The sequence below is a fragment of the Pseudomonas sp. B10 genome (assembly GCF_900156235.1).
GTDB lineage: Bacteria > Pseudomonadota > Gammaproteobacteria > Pseudomonadales > Pseudomonadaceae > Aquipseudomonas > Aquipseudomonas siliginis.
In genome coordinates, this window is sequence record NZ_LT707063.1 from 731,105 (window position 1) to 755,950 (window position 24,846).

The 24,846-nt window shown below is 61.2% G+C and carries 12 protein-coding genes and 2 riboswitches; of the genes, 5 read left to right on the forward strand and 7 right to left on the reverse strand.

Annotation, left to right across the window (positions count from 1 at the left end; all coding sequences use genetic code 11):
* Positions 1-165: 165 nt before the first annotated feature.
* The 4 genes from BXA01_RS03255 to cobW all read right to left on the reverse strand — a co-directional run bounded on the left by BXA01_RS03255 (position 166) and on the right by cobW (position 6,901).
* Positions 166-858: a vWA domain-containing protein gene (locus BXA01_RS03255; RefSeq protein WP_231991037.1), complete on the reverse strand. Its 693-nt coding sequence runs from the start codon at positions 856-858 to the stop codon at positions 166-168.
* Positions 831-1,841, reverse strand: a complete 1,011-nt coding sequence (locus BXA01_RS03260; protein WP_076563199.1) for an ATP-binding protein — start codon at positions 1,839-1,841, stop codon at positions 831-833. The genes BXA01_RS03255 and BXA01_RS03260 overlap by 28 nt, the downstream gene beginning before the upstream one ends.
* A gap of 143 nt (positions 1,842-1,984) precedes the next feature.
* A complete protein-coding gene (gene cobN, locus BXA01_RS03265; RefSeq protein ID WP_076563200.1) occupies positions 1,985-5,833 on the reverse strand; it encodes a cobaltochelatase subunit CobN in 3,849 nt (1,282 codons plus the stop codon).
* Between the two features lie 3 nt (positions 5,834-5,836).
* Complete coding sequence (gene cobW / locus BXA01_RS03270) at positions 5,837-6,901, reverse strand: cobalamin biosynthesis protein CobW (RefSeq protein ID WP_056785227.1); 1,065 nt, start codon at positions 6,899-6,901, stop codon at positions 5,837-5,839.
* 99 nt (positions 6,902-7,000) lie between these two features.
* Positions 7,001-7,212: riboswitch (cobalamin riboswitch) on the reverse strand.
* Between the two features lie 731 nt (positions 7,213-7,943).
* A riboswitch (cobalamin riboswitch) is annotated at positions 7,944-8,162 on the forward strand.
* Positions 8,163-8,285: 123 nt separating this feature from the next.
* Between cobW and BXA01_RS03275 the strand changes: the two genes are divergently transcribed.
* From BXA01_RS03275 to cobM, 4 genes are all read left to right on the forward strand, one after another.
* Positions 8,286-8,483 carry a CbtB domain-containing protein gene (locus BXA01_RS03275; RefSeq protein WP_041478703.1) on the forward strand — a complete coding sequence of 66 codons (198 nt, stop codon included), beginning with the start codon at positions 8,286-8,288 and terminating at the stop codon, positions 8,481-8,483.
* Between the two features lie 11 nt (positions 8,484-8,494).
* Complete coding sequence (locus tag BXA01_RS03280) at positions 8,495-9,196, forward strand: CbtA family protein (RefSeq protein WP_076563201.1); 702 nt, start codon at positions 8,495-8,497, stop codon at positions 9,194-9,196.
* Positions 9,193-9,606 (forward strand): cobalamin biosynthesis protein, encoded by a 414-nt coding sequence (locus tag BXA01_RS03285; protein WP_071172073.1) that lies wholly within the window; start codon positions 9,193-9,195, stop codon positions 9,604-9,606. The genes BXA01_RS03280 and BXA01_RS03285 overlap by 4 nt, the downstream gene beginning before the upstream one ends.
* Before the next feature lie 78 nt (positions 9,607-9,684).
* Positions 9,685-10,431, forward strand: coding sequence for a precorrin-4 C(11)-methyltransferase (gene cobM, locus BXA01_RS03290; RefSeq protein WP_076563202.1), 747 nt, complete (start codon positions 9,685-9,687; stop codon positions 10,429-10,431).
* Positions 10,432-10,575: 144 nt separating this feature from the next.
* Here the strand turns inward: cobM and nfuA are convergent, their stop codons facing one another.
* Both nfuA and BXA01_RS03300 read right to left on the reverse strand, forming a co-directional pair.
* On the reverse strand, positions 10,576-11,160 hold the full coding sequence (nfuA, locus tag BXA01_RS03295) for a Fe-S biogenesis protein NfuA (protein ID WP_003225494.1): 585 nt from the start codon (positions 11,158-11,160) through the stop codon (positions 10,576-10,578).
* A gap of 104 nt (positions 11,161-11,264) precedes the next feature.
* Positions 11,265-13,559 carry a fatty acid cis/trans isomerase gene (locus BXA01_RS03300; RefSeq protein ID WP_076567634.1) on the reverse strand — a complete coding sequence of 765 codons (2,295 nt, stop codon included), beginning with the start codon at positions 13,557-13,559 and terminating at the stop codon, positions 11,265-11,267.
* Between the two features lie 155 nt (positions 13,560-13,714).
* On the opposite strand from BXA01_RS03300, the gene metH reads away from it, so the two are divergent.
* Positions 13,715-17,425 carry a methionine synthase gene (gene metH, locus BXA01_RS03305; RefSeq protein ID WP_076563203.1) on the forward strand — a complete coding sequence of 1,237 codons (3,711 nt, stop codon included), beginning with the start codon at positions 13,715-13,717 and terminating at the stop codon, positions 17,423-17,425.
* A gap of 46 nt (positions 17,426-17,471) precedes the next feature.
* On the opposite strand, the gene BXA01_RS03310 is transcribed toward metH, so the two are convergent.
* Complete coding sequence (locus BXA01_RS03310; protein ID WP_083957532.1) at positions 17,472-24,827, reverse strand: NEL-type E3 ubiquitin ligase domain-containing protein; 7,356 nt, start codon at positions 24,825-24,827, stop codon at positions 17,472-17,474.
* Positions 24,828-24,846 lie beyond the last annotated feature (19 nt).

Here is a 24,846-nt window from a genome sequence, read left to right on the forward strand (position 1 = left end):
TGAATGAAAAATGGCCTTCGAGCGTACAGGTTTGACCGGCCTGCTCCACAGCGGTAAATCATTTCAAAATCTGTATGAATGACCTTGATCGGAGACTTTCAGCGTTGCTGAAGAAGCATTCGCGAGCAGGCTCGCTCCCACAGGGTGCGAGCGGTGCGGCGGATTTCAGCGTAGACCCAGCTCATCGATATGCTGATACTGCGCTTGCAGCGCGGTCGCCAGATCCTTTGCCCGGCCCAGTCGGATCGGCCCGCGCTCAATGTCGATCAGCAATCCCGGACACGCCAGCACTGGCAACCCTGAAAGTTCTTTCAAGCGACCATCGGTCACGATCAGGCAGCGTTGCTGTTCGGCGGGAAAGCGCTTGCGTCTAACCGTCAGCCATTGCTGCGCCTGTTCCAGTGCCGCGAGCAACGGCGTGCCGCCACCGGCGCCCAGACCGTCGAGCCAGGCGCTCAGGCCGCTTGAGGCCTTCAAGCCTTGCAACTGCCATTTCGGCGCAGAACCACTGGCAGTCAGCAACGCCAGCCGCGCCCGCTGGCGGTAAGCGTCGTCGAACAGCTGCGCGAGCAGGCCCTTGGCATCGCTCAAAGCCTGATGGCGACGGGTCGAGGCCGACGCGTCGACGATCACCAGCCAGATTTCATGGGGCGAACGGGTACGCTGCTGGAACAGCAGATCAGCGCGGCGCTGAGGACGGCCATTGAGCAGCGTGCCCGGCCAGTTCACCGAACCGCTGCTGGCGCTCTGGCGTTGGCCCTGGCGGCCATTGTCGAGTTGTCCGGCACGGGGTCTGGCATTCGCCCCCGCGTCGGATCGGGGGCGAATGCCTAGGGCTTTTTTGCCTGTGGCGGCCAGCTCGGAACTTCGCGGCGGGCACCGGTGGCTTGCACCGTTGCCGGCATCTCGCCCCACTGGCCCTGGCCTTCGCCGGATTTGCTGTCAGTGCCTGAGGGAGATTGCGCTTGTGATTGGGCGCTGGATGAAGGGTGTTCGCGGCGGCGATGGCGCAGGGCAAATTCGGCCACCGCGTCGATATCCTCTTCAGCAATCGCATCGGCCCCACGCCATGCCGCATGGGCGCGAGCCGCGCGCAACCACACCAGATCAGCGCGCAAGCCATCGACGCCAGCGGCGAAACAACGCTCGGTAATCAACGCCAATGCCGCATCATCCAGCGGGATGGCTGCCAAGCGCTCGCGGGCGCTTTCACAGCGCGAACGCAGGATGTGTTGCTCGCTCGCCCACTGCGCGCAGAACCGTTGTGGATCGCTGTCGAAATCCAGCCGCCGGCGAATGATCAGCCCGCGTTCGGCGGGCGCAGTGTGGCCGCTGAGGGCAACGTTCAAGCCGAAGCGGTCAAGCAGTTGCGGCCGCAGTTCGCCCTCTTCCGGGTTCATGGTGCCGATCAGGACGAATTTGGCCGAATGCCGATGGGAGATGCCGTCACGCTCGATCAGGTTGGTGCCGCTGGCGGCGACATCGAGCAGCAGGTCGACCAGATGATCCGGCAGCAGATTCACCTCATCGACGTACAGCACGCCACCGTCAGCCTTGGCCAGAACACCGGGCGAGAACTGCGCGCGACCGTCGCTCAGGGCAGTATCGAGGTCGAGGGTGCCGACCAGCCGCTCTTCGGTAGCGCCCAACGGCAAAGTGACAAACTGGCCGCTGGCGAGCAGGTCCGCCAGGCCCCGGGCCAGCGTCGACTTGGCCATGCCGCGCGGACCTTCGATGAGTACGCCGCCGATTTTCGGGTCGATGGCGCTCAGGCACAGGGCGAGCTTCAAGTCATCGGCGCCGACCACGGCGGAGAGCGGGAAATGCGGGGTGTCGGTCATCTTGGATACTCGTTCATGGTCGGTGAAAGGTTTTCAATTGTAGGAGTGAGCCTGCTCGCGATGGCGGTGTATCAGTCAACTTATGGGTTTGCCGAACTATCGCTATCGCGAGCAGGCTCACTCCTACAGGGGATCGCGTTCTGTCAGGTGTCTTCTTCAATGTCCAGCAGGAGGTTTTCAAGCGCTTCCTTATAAGCCCCAGGCTCCTGCCACATCCCGCGCTGCTGCGCTTCGAGCATGCGTTCGGTCATGTCGCGCAGCGCATGGGGATTATGCTCACGAACAAAATCCCGGGTCGCCGGATCGAGCAAATATGCCTCCGCCAGCAACGCGTACTGATGGTCATCGATCAACTGCGTGGTCGCATCGAAAGCGAACAGATTATCAACCGTCGCCGCCAGTTCGAACGCGCCTTTGTAGCCGTGACGCTTGATTCCGTCGATCCACTTCGGATTCGCCGCGCGCGAGCGCACCACGCGATTGAGTTCTTCCTTCAAGGTACGAATCTTCGGCAGATCCGGCTGGCTGTGATCGCCGTGATAGCTGGCCGCCGCTTCGCCACGCAGCGTCTCCACCGCCGCGAGCATGCCGCCCTGAAACTGGTAGTAATCGTTGGAATCGAGCAAGTCATGCTCGCGGTTGTCCTGGTTCTGCAGAACTGCCTGTACCTGGCTTAGGCGCTGGCTGAACTGCTCGCGGGCAGCCGTGCCCTCGTCGGCACCGCCGTAAGCATAGGCCCCCCAGTTCAGGTAGACCTCAGCGAGATCTTCGCGCGACTGCCATAGACGTCCGTCGATAGCGCCTTGCACTCCGGCGCCATACGCCCCCGGTTTCGCGCCGAAGATGCGCCACCCGGCCTGACGCCGCGCGGTATCTTCATCGACGCCCGACTGCAACAGCGCCTGGCGTTCGGCGCGCACCTTGGCGGCGAGTGGATTCAAATCGTCCGGCTCGTCCAGCGCGGCCACCGCTTGCACGGCGGCGTCGAACAGGCGGATGAGATTGGCAAACGCATCACGGAAAAACCCCGACACCCGCAGCGTCACGTCGACTCGCGGACGATCGAGCAGACTCAGCGGCAGAATCTCGAAATCATCCACGCGCTGACTGCCCGTGGCCCAGACCGGACGCACGCCCATCAGCGCCATGGCCTGAGCAATGTCATCGCCGCCAGTGCGCATGGTTGCAGTGCCCCACACGGACAAGCCAAGGTGGCGCAAGTGATCGCCGTGATCCTGCAAGTGTCGTTCGAGAATCAGCGTTGCCGACTGGAATCCGATGCGCCATGCGGTAGTCGTGGGCAGATTGCGCACGTCGACCGAGTAAAAGTTGCGCCCGGTGGGCAACACGTCGAGGCGGCCACGGCTGGGCGCGCCGCTGGGGCCGGCGGGGACGAAACGACCGCTGAGGGCGTCGAGCAGACCGCGCATTTCGGCCGGGCCACAAGCGTCGAGGCGCGGGGCGACGACTTCGCGCAGATGCTCGAGTATCGAATTAACCTCAATCCACCCCGACCCGTGTGGGAGCGAGCCTGCTCGCGAAGGCGTCGGGTCAGACAACTGGTCTTTTACTGACACACCGCTTTCGCGAGCAGGCTCGCTCCCAAAGGGGACATTCAGTGTTTGGAAGATCAGGTCTGCGGCGAAGAGTTCGAGGCGTTCGCGGGTGTCGCCGGCGGTGCGCCAGACTTCTTCGCTGATGGCCTGCAACTCGGGCGGACGCGGGCCGCTCCACGGATCGGCCAAGGCGCAATCCAGCGGATCAAAACCCAGTTCAAACGCTTTGGCCAGTGCTCGCAACACACTCGACTGCGCACCCTTGCCGTCACCGCGCGGGATGCGCAGCAACGCCAGCAAGGTGTCGATACGCAAGCGCTCGCTCGGCGATTCACCAAAAATGTGCAACCCATCGCGAATCTGCGACTCCTTCAGATCGCACAGATAAGTGTCCAAACGCGGCAACCAGATCGCCGCATCGGCATCGCTGTCCAGCGCGGCATCCAGTTGCAATTCGCGGTCGATTTGCGTGTCCCGCACCAGCTGCAGAATGTCGCGCTGTAACTCACGGGCGCGGCGCGGATCGAGCAGTTGCGCCTCGTAATATTCGTCGGCCAGCAACTCCAGATTGCGCAGCGGCCCGTAGGTTTCGGCGCGGGTCAGCGGCGGCATCAGGTGGTCGATGATCACCGCCTGCGTGCGCCGCTTGGCCTGGGCGCCCTCGCCCGGATCGTTGACGATAAACGGATAGATATTCGGCAGCGGCCCGAGCAGCGCGTCAGGCCAGCAATTATCCGAAAGGCCGACGCCTTTACCCGGCAACCATTCGAGATTGCCGTGCTTGCCGACATGGATCACGCCGTGAGCGCCGTAGGTGTTGCGCAACCAGAAATAGAACGCCAGATAACCGTGCGGCGGGACCAGATCCGGGTCGTGATACACCGCGCTCGGATCGACCTGATAACCGCGTGCCGGCTGGATGCCGACAAAGGTCAGACCGAAACGCAGACCGGCGATCATCAGGCGACCGTCGCGGCACATCGGATCATTGTGTGGCGATCCCCAACGCTCGACTACCGCCGCGCGATTCGCCTGCGGCAGCGCATTGAACATTGCCAGGTAATCGTCCATCGCCAGGCTTTGCTGGCACGGGCGCAGGTCGAGACTGTCGAGGTCGTTGCTGACGCCGCCGAGCAGTTGCTGGATCAGTTCGGTGCCGCTATCGGGCAATTCAGCGATGACCGGATAACCCTCTTCGCGCAAAGCGCGGAGGATATTCAGCGCCGCCGCCGGCGTATCGAGGCCGACGCCATTGCCGATGCGGCCGTCGCGGGTCGGGTAGTTGGCGAGGATCAGGGCGATGCGTTTTTCGCCGTTCGGCACGCGTGCCAAAGCAACCCAGCGCCGCGCCAGTTCGGCGACGAAATCCATGCGTTCGGGCTGGGCGCGATAGCAGACCACATCGGACTGACTGCGCTCGCTGCGCCAGGCCAGATCCTTGAAGCTGATCGGTCGGCTGATAATGCGCCCGTCAAGCTCCGGCAAAGCAATGTGCATCGCCAGATCACGCGGCCCAAGGCCCTGTTCGCTGTCGCGCCAGCCGGGCTCATTGTCCTGGGCGCAGATCGCTTGAATTACCGGGATGTTGCGGCGAAACGGGCGCAGATGCGGCGCCTCGGGACTCGATTGGGCAAAACCGGTGGTGTTGAGAATCACCCCCGCCTCGACTTCATCCAGCCAGTCCTCGACCACCGACAAGCAACCGGGTTCTTTCAGACTGGCCACCGCGATCGGCAGCGGATTGAGTCCGGCTGCCTGCAAACGCTGACAGAACACATCGATGAACGCCGTGTTCGCCGCCTGCAAATGCGAGCGATAAAACAACAGCGCCGCCACCGGTTGACCGGGCAGCCATTCGGCTTGCCAGTCACTCAGGGCAGCGCTGTTTTTCTGTGGGTGATAAATCGCCGTGCGCGGCAGGGTTTGCGGCTCGCTCCACGGGTAATCGCGGGCGAACCATTGGTTGCCCAGGCAACGGAAGAAATCCAGCGCATTGCCCATGCCGCCCTGACGCAGAAATTGCCAGAGTCGATCGCGCACTTCGGCGCTGACCGTGCTCAAGTCGCTGAGTTCGGGATCCGGACGGTCATCGCCGGGCACCAGAATCAGTTGCACGCCGCGTTCGGACAGCTCGACCAGCCGCTCGACGCCGTAGCGCCAATAGGCGATGCCGCCGTGCAGCGAAATCAGAATGACCTTGGCGTGGCGCAGCACTTCATCGACATACAGATCGACCGAGGCATGATTCTGCACCTGCATCGGATTGGCCAGGCGCAAGCTCGGGTAGTCATCCGGCAGTTGCTGCGCAGCCTCGGCGAGCAGCGCCAGGCTGGAATCGCCGCTGCACAGGATCACCAGCTCGGCGGGGGTTTGTCCGAGATCGGCAATGTTGTCATCCGAGACGAATCCGCCGGGCTGGGTCCTGAGCAGGTGCATGGCTTAAACGCTGAGCGCAGCGCGCAATTGCGCTTCGAGTTGTGCCGCATCAAGCTCCTGACCGATCAGCACCAGACGCGTGACGCGCGCTTCGTCGGCGCCCCACTGGCGGTCGAAATGCTTGTCGAAACGCGTGCCCACACCCTGGATCAACAGGCGCATCGGCTTGTTCGGAATTGCCGCAAAACCTTTGACCCGCAGGATGCCGTGCTGCACCACCAATTGCGTCAGCGCGTCGAGCAGCAGGCTTTCGTCGGCTTGCGGCAGTTCGATGGAGATCGAATCGAAGGCGTCGTGATCGTGATCGTCGTCATCACCATCATGGTGGTGATCGTGGTGACTGTGGCGGCTGTCGATATGTTCTTCAGAGCCGGCACCGAGGCCAATCAGCACGTCGAGCGGCAGACGGCCATTGCTGGCTTCGATGATTTTTACCGCTGGCGGCAGCTCTTCGGCGACTTCAGCGCGCACCCGAGCCAGATCTTCCGCGCTGGTCTGGTCGGCTTTGTTGAGGATGACCAGGTCAGCACTGGCCAGTTGATCGGCGAACAACTCGTGCAGCGGCGACTCGTGATCAAGATTCGGATCGAGTTTGCGCTGGGCATCGACCTGATCCGGGAACGCGGCGAAGGTGCCAGCAGCGACGGCCGGGCTGTCGACCACGGTAATGACTGCATCGACTGTGCAGGCACTGCGAATTTCCGGCCACTGGAAGGCTTGCACCAACGGCTTGGGCAGGGCCAGGCCGGAGGTTTCGATGAGAATGTGATCGAGGTCACCGCGACGGGCGACCAGTTCGCGCATCACCGGAAAGAACTCTTCCTGCACGGTGCAGCACAGGCAGCCGTTGGCCAGCTCATAAACGCGGCCGCTGGCCTCTTCTTCGGTGCAGCCGATGGTGCATTGCTTGAGGATTTCACCGTCGATGCCCAGCTCGCCAAACTCGTTGACGATCACCGCGATGCGCCGGCCCTGAGCGTTATCGAGCATGTGCCGCAGCAGCGTGGTTTTGCCCGAACCGAGGAAACCGGTGACGATGGTGACGGGGAGTTTGGCCAGTGTTTTCATCGGTATGCCCTTTGGCAAGCGGCGGGCATACGGGACGAGAACCGGCAGCGCGCGTGCACGCCGGAAGCATTCGCCACCGGATCACCCCGCCCGGTTGTAGTGAGAATCTGTGACGAGGCAGGTCTCCTGGCTGACGGCGTTCAGGCGTTGGGCCTGGCGTCCATTGCGCCTTCCCGCTGGCTCATCGTTTGAGCTGGCAGTGGCGTGGCAACGAACATCACCGTTCACAGTTGCGGGGGCAGCCGCGGCTTTGACCGCGTTCCCTTCTTAGCTTCGGCAAGTGCCGAAGAACCTCGAAAGCGCAAGGCTACGCATGGTGTGGGGATGGGTCAATGGGCGTTGAGCCTCGGAACCGAGGGCATATCCGTTGCTGCGGGTGCAGCGGCGGGCGGTATCGCTCCAGCGACTCAATTTTCCAGATGTACGACTGCGTCGTACGGTAGCTGCGCTCCCACACCCGGAGCGATCCCATAACGAAGCCTGCCGAAGTGGCAAAAGATCAAAAGCAAAAGCCAGATCAAAAGATCGCAGCCTTCGGCGGCTCCTACAGTTGGATCGCGTGCTTCAAGACCAGGTCGGCTGTCAGGCCGCCTTCGCGAGCAGGCTCGCTCCCACAAAAGCAAAAGCAAAGCAGCGCAGCCGCCCCACTCAACAATGAGCGCAAGCTCGAGTGCTTTTGATCTTGCTTTTGATCCACCAGCGACGTCGGAAGGCTGAGTGGAGGGATTGATCCGGGCGTGGGAGCGCAGCGACCGTTCGACGCAGTCGAACACAGCGGAAGGAGGTGCAGCGAAGCAAACCGGAGCCGCTGCGCCCGGATCAGTCCCGGAGCGAAGGAACCCGAGCCTGCGAGGGCCGAACGTAGGAGCAAGCCTTTTTGGGTACTTTTTCGGCGTTTGGAAAAAGTGCCTCGCCGTAAGGGCGAAACCGTAATCAGCAACACCCGCAGCAACGGATATACACACAAAAACATCAGAAAAACACCCCCACCGCAGCACCGAAAACTCCCCGGAAATTGACTAAAAACCCAAACCCATGTTCTCCTGCCCACCTTGTTACGGGTGCCCTTCACAGGGTGAAACGGGAAACCGGTGAATCATGTGCTTTACTCAAAGCCATGTCAGTCCGGTGCTGCCCCCGCAACGGTAAGCGAGCGAAGCGTCAGATCCACTGTGCCCCGGCATGGGAAGGTGATGCTTGCAGGTCGGCGACCAGTCAACCCCTCGCGAGCCCGGAGACCGGCCCGCAACACCCAGCACGCGCAAGCGTCGCTGACCACAAACAAACCCGCGGTGGGCGGGCGCTGTTCGAAATCCCTGCGTGCCCGGCCCGCAGGGATTTTCATGCGCTCTGTTTACCCGCTGACATTTCAGAGGGAAGCGCTATGTCGATCATCAGCAACACCGTCAGCCACACTGACCCCATTTCCAGCAGCACCACACTCGGCCAACGCGTCGCTGCCGCCCTCTTCGCCTCGATCCTCGGTGCCAGCCTGGTCTGGTTCGCCGGTTTCTCGCACATCGAAGCGGTGCACAACGCCGCCCACGATACCCGCCACAGCGCCGCGTTCCCGTGCCACTGAGGCTTGCCGAAATGATCAAGCGTATCGCGCAAACCGCAGGCTTCACCGGCTTGCTGGCCGCCCTGCTCCTGACCTTGCTACAGAGTTTCTGGGTATCGCCACTGATTCTGCAGGCCGAAACCTTCGAGAAATCCGAACCGATCGCGCAAGTTCACGAACACGCCGCTGGCACTGCCGCCCACAGCCATGATGGCGAAGCCTGGGAGCCGGAAGACGGCTGGCAGCGTGTGGTCTCGACCACTGGCGGTAATCTGGTGGTGGCAGTGGGTTTCGCCTTGATGCTCGCCGGCCTGTACACCTTGCGCGCGCCGACCAAGACCTCGCAAGGATTGCTCTGGGGTCTGGCCGGTTACGCCACGTTCGTTCTCGCGCCGACCCTGGGCCTGCCACCTGAGTTGCCGGGCACAGCCGCCGCCGATCTGGCTTCGCGGCAGATCTGGTGGATCGGCACTGCCGCTTCGACCGCTGTCGGCCTGGCACTGATCGCTTTCAGCCGTCACTGGCTGATGAAGCTTCTGGGTGTGGCGATTCTCGCCGTGCCGCATGTGATCGGCGCGCCGCAACCGCAGGTGCATTCGATGCTCGCTCCAGAGGCATTGGAAACCCAGTTCAAAATCGCTTCGCAGCTGACCAACGTCGCGTTCTGGCTGGCTCTGGGCCTGATCAGTGCGTGGTTGTTCCGCCGCAAGAGCGCAGGCCCTTATCAGGCATGACCGATGACCGCGCAGCGCCGACCTTCGTGGTCGGCCTCGGCTGCCAGCGCGGCTGTCCGGCCAGTACGCTGCGTGCGTTACTTGATCAAGCATTGCAGGCGCACCGCATCGAGCTGCGAGCGGTCAAGGCTCTGGCGAGTATCGATCTCAAGCGCGACGAACCGGGGTTGCTGGAACTGGCCACACAATTGAACCTGCCGCTGCAGTATTTCAACAGTGCCGAGCTGGCGCCCTATCAGCAGCGCCTCAGCCATCAATCGCAGATCGCCTTTGAGCGCACCGGCTGCTACGGCGTGGCGGAAAGCGCCGCGCTGGCGCTGGCCGAGCAACTGATTCAGGCGCCGGCGAAACTGCTGATCCACCGGCAGAAATATGCGCAGGCCACGCTGGCATTGGCCGGCGCTGCATAAAATCCCGATAATCCCCGCCATCGATCATGAGCACGCTTCATCTGCAGTGTGCCTGCGCCTCTTCACAAGGATTCAACGATGACCGTCTACTTCATCGGCGCCGGCCCCGGCGACCCTGAACTCATCACCGTCAAAGGCCAACGGCTGATTCGCAGCTGCCCGGTGATTATCTACGCCGGTTCGCTGGTACCCGCCGCGGTGCTGGAAGGTCATCAGGCCGAAATCGTGGTCAATAGCGCTGAACTGCACTTGGAACAAATCATCGATCTGATCAGGACGGCCCATGCCAGAGGCCAGGATGTGGCCCGTGTGCATTCCGGCGATCCAGGTCTGTACGGCGCGATCGGTGAGCAGATTCGATACTTGCGTGAACTGAGCATTCCTTTCGAGATCATTCCGGGCGTGACCGCCACAGCGGCATGCGCAGCGCTGCTGGGCGCAGAGCTCACTCTGCCGGACATCTCGCAAAGCGTGATTCTGACCCGTTACGCCGACAAGACTGCGATGCCCGCCGGCGAAGAACTGGCGTGCCTGGCGCAGCACGGCGCGACCATGGCCATTCATCTGGGGGTCAATCATCTGGAAAAGATACTGGTTGAACTGCTGCCGCATTACGGCGCGGACTGCCCGATTGCCGTGATTCACCGCGCGACATGGCCGGATCAGGACTGGGTCGTCGGTACACTGGCGGACATTGCCGCAAAGGTCGAGGCCAAAGGGTTTCGGCGAACTGCACTGATTCTGGTTGGCAGGGTGCTGGGCAGCGAGGTGTTCAGCGAGTCTTCGTTGTATCGCGCCGGGCATGCGCATCTTTATCGCCCTTGAAGACGCCTTCGCGAGCAGGCTCGCTCCCACAGGTGATTGCATTTCAATGTGGCAGCGAGCCTGCTCGCGAATGGGGGCGGCAAAAGTTACCCATAAAAAAACGGCGCTCACGGGGCGCCGTTTTTCATGTTCGCAGCGAACACCTTAGTAGTAGGCGTTTTCTTTCTGCGTGTGGTCGGTCACATCGCGTACGCCCTTGAGCTCAGGAATGCGCTCGAGCAGAGTGCGCTCGATGCCTTCCTTCAAGGTTACGTCAGCCTGGCCGCAGCCCTGGCAACCGCCACCAAACTGCAACACGGCAATGCCGTCCTCGACAACGTCGATCAGGCTGACCTGACCGCCGTGGCTGGCCAGCCCCGGGTTGATCTCGGTTTGCAGGTAGTAGTTGATGCGCTCGTTGACCGGGCTGTCGGCATTGACCATCGGCACTTTGGCATTCGGTGCCTTGATGGTCAGTTGGCCGCCCATGCGGTCGGTGGCGTAATCAACGACCGCGTCATCAAGAAACGCTTCGCTGAAGGAATCGATGTAGGCGGTGAAGCTTTTCAGCCCCAGCGCGGTGTCTTCAGGCTTCTCTTCGCCTGGCTTGCAGTAGGCAATGCAGGTTTCGGCGTACTGGGTACCAGGCTGGGTGATGAAGACACGGATGCCGATGCCCGGGGTGTTCTGCTTGGAGAGCAGATCAGCCAGGTAATCATGGGCGGCGTCGGTAATGGTAATAGCGGTCATAAAAACTCCTCGCAGGCGTGGGCGCAGTTTACGCCAATCGGCGCGGCTGACAAAGTCCTAGTATTTTTGTCGGGAAAGAATCCCGGGCACACGCCTGCGAATACTCAAAGATTCTCGTACCGGTTCATATCCAGCACGCCCTCTTCCACCGGGTCGGTTTCATGGATGTACTGGCTCAGATCGTGGAAATACAGCCAGAACTGCGGATGACTGCGCCGAATGCCCCAGCGCTCGACGATCTTTTCGAACCGATTGACATCCCTGGCGTTTTCCATGGCATCGACAAACGCCGGCACCTGCTCGGCCGGGACGTTGAACATGAAATTCGGGTAACTGCTGAGCACGCCCGGATAGATCGTCAAGGTGTCGAGCCCCGACTGATAGCGCAGCGATTCACCGAGCAGAAACGCCACGTTGCTGTGGGCGCGGTTGCGCAGCACGCTGTAGACCTCGCGCTTGCCGCTGGCGGTTTCGACACGCAACAAAGTCGCTTCGGGCATCTGGTCGATGACTTTCAGCCCTGCGGCCGGGCGCGAGGCCAGACGGCTCAAGGCCTGCTCGGCATTCTGCAAGGCCGGATCGATATTCGGTCGCGAGCAATAAGCGCCGTCGCAGCGATTGATCGGGTCTGGCCGTGCATTCAGATCGCCGTAGCGCGCCAGCAATTGCATGGCGAAATCATGTTTCGGGTCTTTTTCGTCGAGCTTCAGCGCGGTCGGTTTGTCGTCATCGATGGCCTCGTAATCGAGCCACATCTTGAATTGACCGCCGTCCTGGTACCAATCGTTGAGGTAGTCCTCGCGCGAGTCGGCGGGCATAAGGCGCAGGAAGTTCTGCTCCGCGCCGTTACGGATCAGGTCGAAATACAGACGGGTCTGCGCCTGATGGGAAACGTTGCCGAACACGTCGAAATTGACCGCGAGCTGGTAATAGGTGCGCTCCAGCAGCGGATAATCGAACAGCCACATGGTTTGCGGCACCTCACCGATCAGCCCCTTGGTCACCGAAGCACTGTCGAAGTGGCGGAAAATGCTCAGCAAGGCGTTGTCGTTGCCGGCCCACAGCGTCGACCAGCTCGGCGCCGGCAGATCGGCATAGCTGTCACGGCGCAGTGCCTCGTATTCGTTGCGCTTGTCGCGATAGTTGCGCCACAGGCTCAGCACGCTGCCGACATCGTCGTTCTGCCCCGGCATCGCCAGCAGCGGCGTGGCCCGGCCGCGGTAGTTCGGGTCGGTGATATAGAGATCATGTTCCGGGGCCTGGAACAGCGCCCAGAAGTTGTCGCGGATCACGTCGGTCGCGATCTGCCCACGGCAAACCGGCCCGCGAATGAAGGTGCGGACGAAGTATTCGGCGTTATCGAGCATGAACTGATAGCGCGCCTGCGCCGGAATCGCCTCGAAGGTGGCAAACGGATTGGCACGGCTCTGCGGCCCGTAACCCGGCAGCGCGTTGACCTGCCAGTTGCCGCTGTAGAACAGGCTTTTGATCCGGGCCATTTTCGCCGCGCTCAGCGGATAAGTGATGTGCGTCTTGTGCACGATCACCCCCTGCACCGGCCACAAGCGGTAATACACCTGCGTGCCCGGGTCGTCGTTAGGGCGGCGAGTGGCGATCAGGTCGATCGGCTGGCCGCTCGGCGTACGCGAACGCACCCACTGGAAATAATGCCCCGGCTCGCCGTCCTTGAAATAGATGTGCGCCAGATACCAGTGCTCGAACAACCAGCGCCCGACCAGACTCTGCCGGGCGCCGGGGGCGTTGAGCAGGTTTTCCCACTGCAGGATTTGCATGGCCTCTTTGGCACTCGGCGCCAGGCTCTGCTCGTCAATCGGCGCGCCAGACGCCAGCCAGCGCTGCAAGGTCTGGTATTGCTGGTCGGTCAGACCGGTGACGGCCAGCGGCATACCCTCTTTCGGGTGCGCGCCGGCATATCCGTCGAACTCCGCAGGCATTGCGCATAGATTGTTGCGATTGAGCCCAAGAACGATCTCTTCTGGCAGTTTGGCGTTGGGCGTCAGCGGCGTCTTGTGGCCGAGTTCAAGCATCCGCGCCATCAGCGCGGCCTGACTGCCCTGGGCATCGAGTACCGAATAGAAGTCTTTCTGCTGCCAAGCGCGCTTGCCGAAGGCGTCGTAAAACAAGCGCGTGGTCGGTGCCGCCTGGGTGCGTTCGCCGTCATATACCGGCATCTTGCTCGCGCCACGGGCGGCGCCTTCGCCACTGCCGAGATTGAGCTGACAGGCCGAGTCATAGCACGCATGGCAGGCTACGCACTTCTCGGTGAAGATCGGTTGGATATCTCGGCTGTAGGAGATGGAAGAAGAAATGGCAGGATCTTGCGCCGCAACGCTCCCGCTCAGGACCAGCAACCATAAACTGATGAAGCGATGCGGCATGCTGCTGATCTCGATGGTAAAAAAAGGCTGCGATTCTACCGTTATGACGCTCGTACCAACATGAGCGATATTCATGCAAAAGCTGCACATGCTCCAAAAGCGCACAGGTTTGCTATGATCCCGCTCCTTCGTAATGGTCTTTCCGAGTAGTCCACATGTCCGATCGCAGCGTCCGCCTTCAAGCTCTCAAGCAAGCCCTCAAAGAGCGCATCCTGATTCTCGACGGCGGGATGGGCACGATGATCCAGAGCTACAAGCTCGAAGAACAGGATTATCGCGGCAAGCGCTTCGCGGACTGGCCGAGCGACGTCAAGGGCAACAACGACCTGCTGGTGATCACCCGTCCGGACGTGATCGGCGGTATCGAAAAAGCCTATCTGGACGCCGGCGCCGACATTCTCGAAACCAACACCTTCAACGCCACGCGCATTTCCATGGCCGATTACGGTATGGAAGAGCTGGCGTACGAGTTAAACGTAGAAGGCGCACGTCTGGCGCGCAAGATTGCCGACGCCAAGACCGCCGAAAACCCGGCCAAGCCGCGCTTCGTGGCCGGCGTGCTCGGCCCGACCAGCCGTACCTGCTCGCTGTCGCCCGACGTCAACAACCCCGGCTACCGCAACGTCACCTTCGATGAGCTGGTGGAAAACTACACCGAAGCCACCAAAGGCCTGATCGAGGGCGGCGCCGACCTGATCCTGATCGAAACCATTTTCGACACCCTCAACGCCAAAGCCGCGATCTTTGCCGTGCAAGGTGTTTTCGAAGAGCTGCACATCGAATTGCCGATCATGATTTCCGGGACCATCACCGACGCCTCCGGCCGAACCCTGTCGGGGCAGACTACCGAAGCGTTCTGGAACTCGGTAGCGCACGCCAAGCCGATTTCCGTAGGCCTGAACTGCGCCCTCGGCGCCAGCGAACTGCGCCCGTACCTGGAAGAGCTGTCGAACAAGGCCAGCACCCACGTATCCGCGCACCCCAACGCCGGCCTGCCGAACGAGTTCGGCGAGTACGATGAACTGCCCTCGCAAACCGCGAAAGTCATCGAAGAGTTCGCCCAGAGCGGTTTCCTCAACATCGTCGGCGGCTGCTGCGGCACCACACCGGGGCACATCGAAGCGATTGCCAAAGCTGTGGCCGGTTGCGCGCCGCGGCAGATTCCGGACATTCCCAAGGCCTGCCGCCTTTCGGGTCTGGAGCCGTTCACCATTGATCGCAGCTCGCTGTTCGTCAACGTCGGCGAGCGCACCAACATCACCGGTTCGGCAAAATTTGCCCGCCTGATCCGTGAAGACAATTACACCGAAGCCCTCGAAGTCGCGCTGCAGCAGGTCGAGGCCGGCGCGCAGATCATCGACATCAACATGGACGAGGGCATGCTCGATTCGAAGAAGGCCATGGTGACCTTCCTCAATCTGATCGCCGGCGAACCGGATATCTCGCGCGTGCCGATCATGATCGACTCGTCGAAATGGGAAGTCATCGAAGCCGGCCTCAAGTGCATCCAGGGCAAGGGCATCGTCAACTCGATCAGCATGAAAGAAGGCGTCGAGCAGTTCATCCACCACGCCAAGCTGTGCAAGCGCTACGGCGCTGCGGTGGTGGTGATGGCCTTCGACGAAGCCGGTCAGGCCGACACCGAAGCGCGCAAGAAAGAGATCTGCAAACGCTCCTACGACATTCTGGTCAACGAAGTCGGCTTCCCGCCGGAAGACATCATCTTCGACCCGAACATCTTCGCCGTCGCCACCGGCATCGAAGAGCACAACAACTACGCCGTCGACTTCATCAATGCCTGCGCCTACATCCGCGACGAGCTGCCGTATGCGCTGAGCTCCGGCGGCGTGTCCAACGTGTCGTTCTCGTTCCGTGGCAACAACCCGGTGCGTGAGGCGATTCACTCGGTGTTCCTGCTCTACGCCATCCGCGCCGGGCTGACCATGGGCATCGTCAATGCCGGCCAGCTGGAGATCTACGATCAGATCCCGGTCGAGCTGCGCGACGCCGTCGAGGACGTGATCCTCAATCGCACCCCGGACGGCACCGACGCCCTCCTCGCCATTGCCGACAAGTACAAGGGCGACGGCAGCGTCAAGGAAGCCGAGACCGAAGAATGGCGCAACTGGGACGTCAACAAGCGTCTGGAACATGCGCTGGTCAAGGGCATCACCACGCACATCGTTGAAGACACCGAAGAATCCCGGCAGTCGTTTGCGCGGCCGATCGAAGTGATCGAAGGCCCGCTGATGTCTGGTATGAACATCGTCGGCGACCTGTTCGGCGCCGGCAAAATGTTCCTCCCGCAGGTGGTGAAATCTGCCCGCGTGATGAAGCAGGCCGTGGCGCACCTGATCCCGTTCATCGAACTGGAGAAAGGCGACAAGCCGGAAGCCAAGGGCAAGATCCTCATGGCTACGGTCAAGGGCGACGTGCACGACATCGGCAAGAACATCGTCGGCGTGGTGCTCGGTTGCAACGGCTATGACATTGTCGACCTCGGCGTGATGGTCCCGGCCGAGAAGATCCTGCAGGTCGCCAAAGAAGAAAAGTGCGACATCATCGGCCTCTCCGGCCTGATCACTCCGTCGCTGGATGAAATGGTCCACGTTGCCCGCGAAATGCAGCGTCAGGACTTCCACCTGCCACTGATGATCGGTGGCGCGACCACCTCCAAGGCGCACACTGCGGTGAAGATCGAGCCGAAGTACAGCAACGATGCCGTGGTCTACGTGACCGACGCCTCGCGCGCCGTTGGCGTGGCGACACAGTTGTTGTCCAAGGAACTCAAGGCCGGTTTCGTCGAGAAGACCCGCCTGGAATACATCGACGTGCGCGAGCGCACGTCCAATCGCAGCGCCCGCACCGAACGCCTGAGCTATGCCGCCGCCATCGCCAAGAAGCCGCAATTCGACTGGGCCAGTTATCAGCCTGTGCAACCGACTTTCACCGGCAGCAAGGTGCTCGACAATATCGATTTGAACGTGCTGGCCGAGTACATCGACTGGACGCCTTTCTTCATTTCCTGGGACCTGGCCGGCAAGTTCCCGCGCATCCTTGAAGATGAAGTGGTCGGTGAGGCCGCCACTGCGCTGTACAAGGACGCCCGGGAAATGCTCACCAAGCTGATCGACGAAAAGCTGATCAGCGCCCGTGCGGTGTTCGGTTTCTGGCCGGCCAATCAGGTCAACGAAGACGACATCGAGCTGTACGACGATAACGGCAAGCCATTGGCCAAGCTGCATCACTTGCGCCAGCAGATCATCAAGACCGACGGCAAGCCGAACTTCTGCCTCGCCGACTTCGTGGCGCCGAAGGACAGCGAAGTCACCGATTATGTCGGTGGCTTCATCACCACCGCCGGCATCGGTGCCGAAGAAGTGGCCAAGGCTTATCAGGACGCGGGCGACGACTACAACTCGATCATGGTCAAGGCCCTCGCCGACCGCTTGGCCGAAGCGTGCGCAGAATGGCTGCACCAGCAAGTGCGTAAAGAGCACTGGGGTTATGCCAAGGATGAAACCCTCGATAACGATGCGCTGATCAAAGAGCAATACCGTGGCATCCGCCCTGCTCCCGGCTACCCGGCCTGCCCGGATCACACCGAGAAAGCCGCGCTGTTCACCCTGCTCGACCCGGAGGCTGCCGAAATGCGCGCCGGGCGCAGTGGCGTGTTCCTCACCGAGCATTACGCGATGTTCCCCGCCGCTGCGGTCAGCGGCTGGTACTTTGCCCATCCGCAGGCGCAATACTTTGCCGTCGGCAAGATCGACAAGGATCAGGTGCAGAGCTACACCGCGCGCAAAGGCCAGGATCTGAGCGTCACCGAGCGTTGGCTGGCGCCGAATCTGGGTTACGACAGCTGAGTCGAGCAGACCTGGGAGCGCCCTGCTCCCAGGTCTGCTTGATCAATCAGTCGCGGCGCCACGAAGGTCCGGGTTTCGGTGAAGACGGGGCCGATGGCAGCGCCCCCTCCTCCGGCGACGCCAAGCGCTCCAGTTCTGTGCGAGTCAAAGCCTTGAGCTTCTCGATACGCGCCTCCGCCCTTTCGATTTCAAGCACTCTCATCGCGTCCAGATAATCGCTGTTTTCTTTATCGGGGTAGGCATCCTCGACCGCTTCGTGCCGCTGGGTGGCGTCGCGCTCGAGAGCCTCGAACGCCGCGACGTGGCGATCCTGCAGATAGCGGATCCAGTAGTCCCGCGCAATCAGATCTTCCAGAAACAGCGGCGATGCCTCGTCCGCGAGAACCGAGGCTCGCGCGTCGAGCAATCGCTGCCCGCGAATCGGTGAGGCGTACAACATGTGTTCGGGTTGCGCCGGCAACTCAAGGTCGTCCGGCCAGCCGCGTGTCATGCCGATGCGGTATTGCAGGCGGACTTCCGCGCGATCCTTGTTCCTGGCGGCGGCTTCGGCCAATCGATCCACCCTTTCCAGGCGGAACAGCCGTCGAGTCAGGTCAAGCAACGCTCTGCCGCGTTGCAGCGGACGATGCCGCGGAATGTCGCGCAGGGCGTTGAACTCATAGACGCGGGTTTCCAGTTCGCTGAAAGACAGGATCCGGCCATCGGGGCACGTGCCGTGGGTTTCGGCGTTGAGGAACAACAGCTCGCGCAGTTCAGCGTTTTGCGTGGCAGCCTGGATCACCTGCCAGACCCGATGGGTCAGTTCGGCGCCGGCAAACCTGAATTCCAGGGTGTCGGGCAGGGTCGAGAGCAAATGAAAGAACGCCTCATGGTTGGCCTGTCGAGCCAATTGCAGCCATAGCGCTTGCCGCGCTGCACGCGCATCTGCATGGGTATAGGTCATCCAGGTTTCCATCGCCGGCGCCGCCACATCCTGCGCCGGATTGGCAATCACCTCCGCTGCTTCCACAGCGGCATGCGCATCCACGGACCTGCTAGCCCCACCACCTCCGCCACGCGGATCATCGCCGTCGTCGCTATCGGAGCCCGAGCCTGAGCCCGAGTCCGAATCCGATTCGGAACTGGTAGCGCTTTCCGAGTCGCTCATACGCTCGGCGATCAAACGCTGCAATGACTCGGGCGTGTAGCCGAGCACATCACCTGCGCCATGCGCGAAGCTGTAGTCCCTGATCTGCTCAAATGCGTTAAGTGACAGCGAGTTTTCCGACAGATCGGTGCCCGCCACAAGCGCCTCGTGATTGCCGCCCAACAGCCGGTCCGGGAAGACCATGATGTTGTTGCCCGACAGGTCCAGCCTTTGCAGAGGGGCCAGTTCAAGTACGCCTTCAGGCCAGAAATCCAGACCGTTCTGGGCGAGGTTGAGGGTTTCCAGACGGCTGAAGGTTCTGGCACTGAACTCTTCCAGCTGATTGTGGCTGAGGTCGAGCCAGCGCAGCCGCGCCCCGCTCGCGTGCTGATACACGCTTTGCGCCACGGCCAGGCGATTACCGCTCAATTCCAGCCGCTCGAGCCGGTTCAGACTGCCGACAGCTTCCGGCAGACGTGCCAGTCCATTGCCATTGAGCATCAGAGTGGTCAACTCCGGAAACGCCGGGCAGAAGAGGTTGAAACTCTCGACGGAAAATTTTGCCCCGGTCAGGTCCAGCGTTCGCACATGGGAAAACACGTTTGACAACACGGGTAAATCACCCATGCCGCTCGCAGAAAGGCTCAGCGTCCGCCCGGCGGATTCGGTGTGGCCAGTAAGCCCGTCCCGCCAGCAAGCGCGGATCCTGGTCGCGTCGAAGAACCTTGCAGATGGCGATACCCTTTCACCAGACCCTTGCGCCGGATTGAAGATCCAGCCGTTCAACTCACGCGTCAACGTCTCGTTACTCGCTCGCCACTGGGTCAGTCTGCCCAACATCTGCTCAGTGGACAGACCCTCATTGCGCAAACGCTCAACGCTGGCCTGGGCATTTTCAAGCGAAAGTGACGGAAAGATTTCCACCACGGTACGGCGCATGTCGGCGCCTTGCGTAATGGCCGTGGCAGATGGCAGCGGCAATAGATGAGCGGCGCGATTCAGTGCCGTGTCAGGCGTGGCACTGCTGGAACTGGCGAGTAACGATGCCGATTGCGATTCGAACCGTTGCAAAGCGCCTTCGGGCAAACCCAGGGCCTTTTCAATACGTGTCTGCGCCGCCCTTAAGCTCGCTTCGCCGTTGCCACTGAAGAGGTTGTTCAACAGGCGGGTCTTGAGCAGCACCGCGTCGTTGGCCAGCACCTGTTCGGGGAGCGAACCGATGGTGTTATGACGCAAATCCAGGGCCTGCAAATGCGCCAGGTTCTCCGCCCCCTTGGGCCATTCATTGAGCCCGCTTGAGCTAAGATTCAGTGTCTTCAGCCCGGTCAGGCGAGAAACGTCCAGTGTGTCGAGCCGATTGAGCCGGGCATTGAGATGTTCCAGACTGCTCAGCGCGTCGAATTGGCCTTGAACCTCAGGGGTCACGACAATACGGTTGAAAGACAGGTCCAGCTGTGCGAGCTGCGGTAAATCGGCTGGCCGAACCGGCACTTCGCTCAATCCGCAGGAGGTGATTTCCAGGCTTGTGATGCCACTGAATGCCTGGAGAAAGCCGCGAATCTGTTCGATCGGCACAGTCAACCGGTCCAGCCGAACGTTTTGCACATGAGCAAACGTACCGGCCGGCAATTGCGGCAGCTCACTGACCGACTCCGCGCCCTGCGCCCAAGCGGTGTCGACCAGCTCAAACACACTTGCGTCGTCGAGATCGCTGCCGGATGTCCAGTCCATCGCATTGAATGGACGAACATCGTCATTCAAGCGATAACGCCTGCGTATGGCGGCGCGCCAGTTTTTTTCCAGGGCACGAACCACCCGGGCATTGGGTGGCGTCTGCCAGCGTGCTGCCGGCGTCGCATTACGCAATCCTCCGGATGCGGTGGCCTCGTAGAACTGGCGGAAAATTGCGCTGTGCTCCACTCGCAGAATCTCCACGGCTTTGAGCCGGGTTTCCGGAGTATTCCAAAGGCTCATGATGCGCTGAGGTAATGGATTGAGACGGCCGGCCTCGCCTGTGAGGAACTGCAGTTCCCCGGCGCAGTAGCGGCGGACCATCGAGTGCAGATCAACCAGATGCCCCCACTCCCCCATGTAGCTTTTCACGTAGTCGTAAGCAGGTTTGAACGCTTCATGGGAAAACTTCGACCAGTCCAGGGACAAACCGGCCCAGAGTTTCTCGTGCCCGACATAGAGGGTCTGTGGAAGGGACGCGATGGCGGTCTGCGTCAGATCCAGACGTTCCAGCTCAGGCAGTCGTTCCACATAAGCCGGCCACTGCGTCAGGCCCGGCGCTTCAATCTTGAGTTTTTTCAGTCGTTCAAGGGGAGCCAGATCCAGGTCAAGCGGGCTGCCTGCGCCGCCGGGAAAATCAAGATGAAGCTCCTCAACGGCGGTCAAGCTGCGCAATCTTGTCGACAGATCGGCAGCCATCACCCTGGCTGGGGTTCGTAACTTGAGCTTTTTCAACCCAGACATGCGCGTCACGCTCAGGGGCAAGGTCGTCAATGACTGCTCCTGCTCCATGTACGCGCCAAACAGACTGCCTCGCTCTCCCAGCGATAACTTTTCGACGTTGGCAAATCGCGCCAGGAAGGCGTCAGCATTGGCGTCGGTCAGGCCCCCACCACCAATCGAAAGTTCACGCACATGAGCAAAGTCGGCGGTCAGCTCTGGTAGAGGATCGTAGGTGAGAATCGACAGCTGATCGGCACCCGCGAGCCCAGTGGACAAAGCGTTGCGCCAGCAGGCTTTCAGCGCTTGCGCGGCGAGAAACCTGTAATTTGTTCCGGAGCGTTCCCAGGGCGCCGCAGCCGCTGTGCCTGCCCATTCATCCAGTGTCGCCTTCAGTTGTTCCCACTCACGCCGACGTGATTGCAACAGCTCGAAAATGGCGCGGTTGTCTTTTCCTGCCCGGTATTGGTCAAGTAGGAAGCCGTGAGCCAGTTCGTCGCTCAGTTGCGGGTAGAGATCCTGCACATGAGCCAGCAGGTTCGGGGCCGATCCCGCGCCGCGTCCACTGGCGGGATAACCGATCAAGGTAGCGTTCACCCGCACCGGCGGCTTTATCCACTTGACCTGCGGCGCCAGCAGCGCGGGTGCGTCCGCCTGGTGCTGGTCGGCGTAATCGATGATCTTTGCTTGCAACCCGGCAGACTGCCCGACCTCAGGCACACCGAGGCTGCGGCGCGCGTGATCAGGCAGGGCATGCATGATCGACGAGTAAAAGTTGTCGCCATTGCGAGGCAGGCTGTTGAGTGCCTCGCCGCGTTCGTTGAATGCTTGAAACTGAACGCCTTTTTTGATCAGGTATTTTTTCTCGCCGGCTGTTTCACTGCCGATGCTGTCAAGCAGCATGCCGGCGCCATGGCCTTCGCGAACTTCAATGCGAATACTGTCGGGCCACCCCGCCAATTGCTCGAGCGTGTGCAACGCCAGACGCCGGCTGTCCGCAGAAGCGACGTTTTCGCTACGCAGACCGGCATATGCCGCTACCTGTCGACTCTGATGCGCGTACCAGCGGGCTTCCTCCAGCAGGCGCAACGGTACTCGTTGCCCTGAACCGAGCCGCTCAAGATCATCGGGGCGACCATGGGCCAGCACCGTTTGCGCCGCAGGCTCACTGAGTCCGGGGCAGGCCTTCTGCAAACGCACAACCTGCGGATCAACGGGGTCGGTCCCCAGATAAATGCTGTCGTAAATCGCCGGCTGGCGGGTGTCTGCGTATTCGCCGATCTGCTTGCCAAACTCTACAGGTCGGGCATCGCCCACGCGTGCTCCCTGCTCGCCGAGAAGCCGAATGATTTCTGCCTCGTCCAGCGCTGCGAGAATACGTGCTGGCAGTTCGCCGCTGAAGATATCGGCCCGCGATATCTGAATGGGTGGCTTGACGCCGACGTCGCGAAACCGCCGCGCGGAGCCATACCTGACGGACTTGCCGGACAATTGCTCGCCGTCGAAGACTTCCAGCACCCGGTTCTCCGGCCATCGCGGCATTTCGGTGATCAGCGGCAATGCATAGAGGTACAGTTCATCGATCGGTTTTGTCCCGCGCAACTGCTCAACGACCAACGCCGCGTCGCCGTCTGCTTGCATCATGCGCATGGCCTGGGTCAGTTCCGGTGGCGGTAGCGCAGAATCGATGTGCATCTTGCGCAGGGCGGCGTCACTGACACCGCTGATATCGGCAGCCTTGATCAGCTGTTCATCGGAGAAGGCTTCGGTTGCATGGCCGATACGCCGCAGCAGGGTCAGACGATCCCAATCCTGCGGACGCTCCAGCGTATGTCGCCAGGCACCGCGTCCATTGCTGTCGAGCACCGGCTGCCAAGCATTGACGTCGGTCGGATGGCTGAGCCGCCATTTGCCGATCGAATCATCGAAAAACTGCTCGTAGACCTTGCCGCTCTGGCGAATATAGGTTTTGCCGTCAAGCACATGCTGGCCGGCACTGTTCGGACCGGGACTGACTGGCAGCGCGACAGCGGACTCGTAAGCCTTCAGGTCGGGTTTCCACAGTCGGGTTTCGCCGTTGGGCAACTTCACCGGATGCAGCCTTTCAATGGCCGGCACGGCTTGGGCGCTGGCGATTTTCCGCACTCCCGCGCCCACACCTGCCATCAGCGCAATCTGCGCCAGGTTTTCTGCCACATCGATCAAATGATCCTTGGCCGCACGACGGTCGCCCTCGGCCCATTCAATTGCGCCCTCGAGCGTTTCAGAGAGCAATTGCCCGGCCATCACCACCAACATCACTTCACCCAACACAGGCACGAACATCGAAACCATGTTCAGACCAAGCATGCCGAGCTGCATCAGATGGGCCAGTTTGACGTCTCGTGCTTTCGCATCGACATCGGCAGTGGGTACCGCGTGACTTTTCGCGTCGGCCAACACCTTGGCGCGATTCTGCGCATAAAGGTATTGCCACAAGTCCTCGTTGGCAGCCCAAAGCCCTCGCCCCTTGCGTCCAACGGTTGACGGCGCGATGTAAGGATCCGCCACTGGCTCCCATTTGTCCTGGCGTTCGGGTGGTACCTGCTGAATCCGGGTAAAGGCTGAACCGCCGGCCAAGCCCTGAAGCACCGACAGCCATGGCGAGCGCAGCAGATCCCAAGCATCGCCCGCTGAGTCGACTGCCTTTTGCCTGAACTGGCTGAAATAGTACGGGCGCTGATCATAGGGCAGGAACTGGCTTAAAAAACGCTGGTAGGCGGTGGGCTCTGCGCTTGTCGGTTGCGACGCATCACGTGCGGTGAGCAAGCGCTTGAGCTCTTCGCGCATTTGCTCGAACGTGTAGCGCTTGAGCGGATGTTCCGGGTCGTTGGGGATGTAAAGGATCAGTTCATCGGTGTAACGGTATTTTTCGCAGATGACGAAAGCCACGCACCCGGTCAGCCTTTTTTTCATCAGCCCGAGATCCTGGAACCAGACTTGCTTGCGACCCATCCACGGGTGCATTTCGCCGTCGATGACCGAGAGGATCATCGCGTGATCTGCCACCTCGATGTCATTGCGCAATAGCGCCTGTTCGGCTGCGGCGCGCATCGCTGCCTTCTGGCTGGCGATGAAGCGTTCGCTGAGCACCGCCTCTGCCACCGCGTCCCCCGGATGAAAAAAACCCTCCAGGTATGTCTGGTATTGCTGGCCGATATCCAGATTGCGGCAAAGGTGCAAAAACTGGCTGACCGTGAGGCCTGTGTCGACGTGCTTGAATGTGTCCGCAGCAGGCGTCGCCACAACAAAACCGGAGCTCGAATGATAGGTCCCCTCGCATTCGTCAGCTTCGAAGTTGTGCAGCGAGGCTTCCAGCAGCGTGATCTTGAGAACCTCGAACGAGGCCAATACGGTTCTCTGAATACCCATTTCGACCGGGCGCCGCAGACATAACAGGGTTTTGTCTACATCGATGTCCAGCGCGTATTGGTCCTTCAAGGCTTTGATCAACAACGGCCTGGCGAATGTTTCGACATCCACGAATTTCGCCATGCTTTTGTCGAGACTGTTCTGGGCGATAACGCTGGCCTTGAAAGTCTCGTCGAGGGTTTTGCGCTGGGCCGGCGTCGCATTCTGGTACCAGGCCGGCAACGCGGTCGGGACCGCCTTGAGCGCTTCGCGCCGTTGCGGCGAAGCGCTGGTCAGCCATTGCGGGGCCGAGGCCTCGAGAAACTCGCCGTGCAGGCTTTGTGTTGCGATGAGTTTTGCAGACCGGTTGGGGTCTGCCGGCTGAGCGGTCGACGCAGGCCGCGTCGACACTGGTTTGGGGGGGATAGCGTTCATGGTCACTCCTTTTTCATGG

Bases quoted from the DNA above. Each gene is read 5' to 3' on its own strand.
- BXA01_RS03275 (WP_041478703.1), top strand. From the start codon at position 8,286: ATGTCGATCATCAGCAACACCGTCAGCCACACTGACCCCATTTCCAGC.
- metH (WP_076563203.1), top strand. From the start codon at position 13,715: ATGTCCGATCGCAGCGTCCGCCTTCAAGCTCTCAAGCAAGCCCTCAAA.
- BXA01_RS03280 (WP_076563201.1), top strand. From the start codon at position 8,495: ATGATCAAGCGTATCGCGCAAACCGCAGGCTTCACCGGCTTGCTGGCC.
- BXA01_RS03260 (WP_076563199.1), bottom strand. From the start codon at position 1,841: ATGACCGACACCCCGCATTTCCCGCTCTCCGCCGTGGTCGGCGCCGAT.
- BXA01_RS03300 (WP_076567634.1), bottom strand. From the start codon at position 13,559: ATGCCGCATCGCTTCATCAGTTTATGGTTGCTGGTCCTGAGCGGGAGC.
- BXA01_RS03285 (WP_071172073.1), top strand. From the start codon at position 9,193: ATGACCGATGACCGCGCAGCGCCGACCTTCGTGGTCGGCCTCGGCTGC.
- nfuA (WP_003225494.1), bottom strand. From the start codon at position 11,160: ATGACCGCTATTACCATTACCGACGCCGCCCATGATTACCTGGCTGAT.
- cobN (WP_076563200.1), bottom strand. From the start codon at position 5,833: ATGCACCTGCTCAGGACCCAGCCCGGCGGATTCGTCTCGGATGACAAC.
- cobW (WP_056785227.1), bottom strand. From the start codon at position 6,901: ATGAAAACACTGGCCAAACTCCCCGTCACCATCGTCACCGGTTTCCTC.
- BXA01_RS03310 (WP_083957532.1), bottom strand. From the start codon at position 24,827: ATGAACGCTATCCCCCCCAAACCAGTGTCGACGCGGCCTGCGTCGACC.
- cobM (WP_076563202.1), top strand. From the start codon at position 9,685: ATGACCGTCTACTTCATCGGCGCCGGCCCCGGCGACCCTGAACTCATC.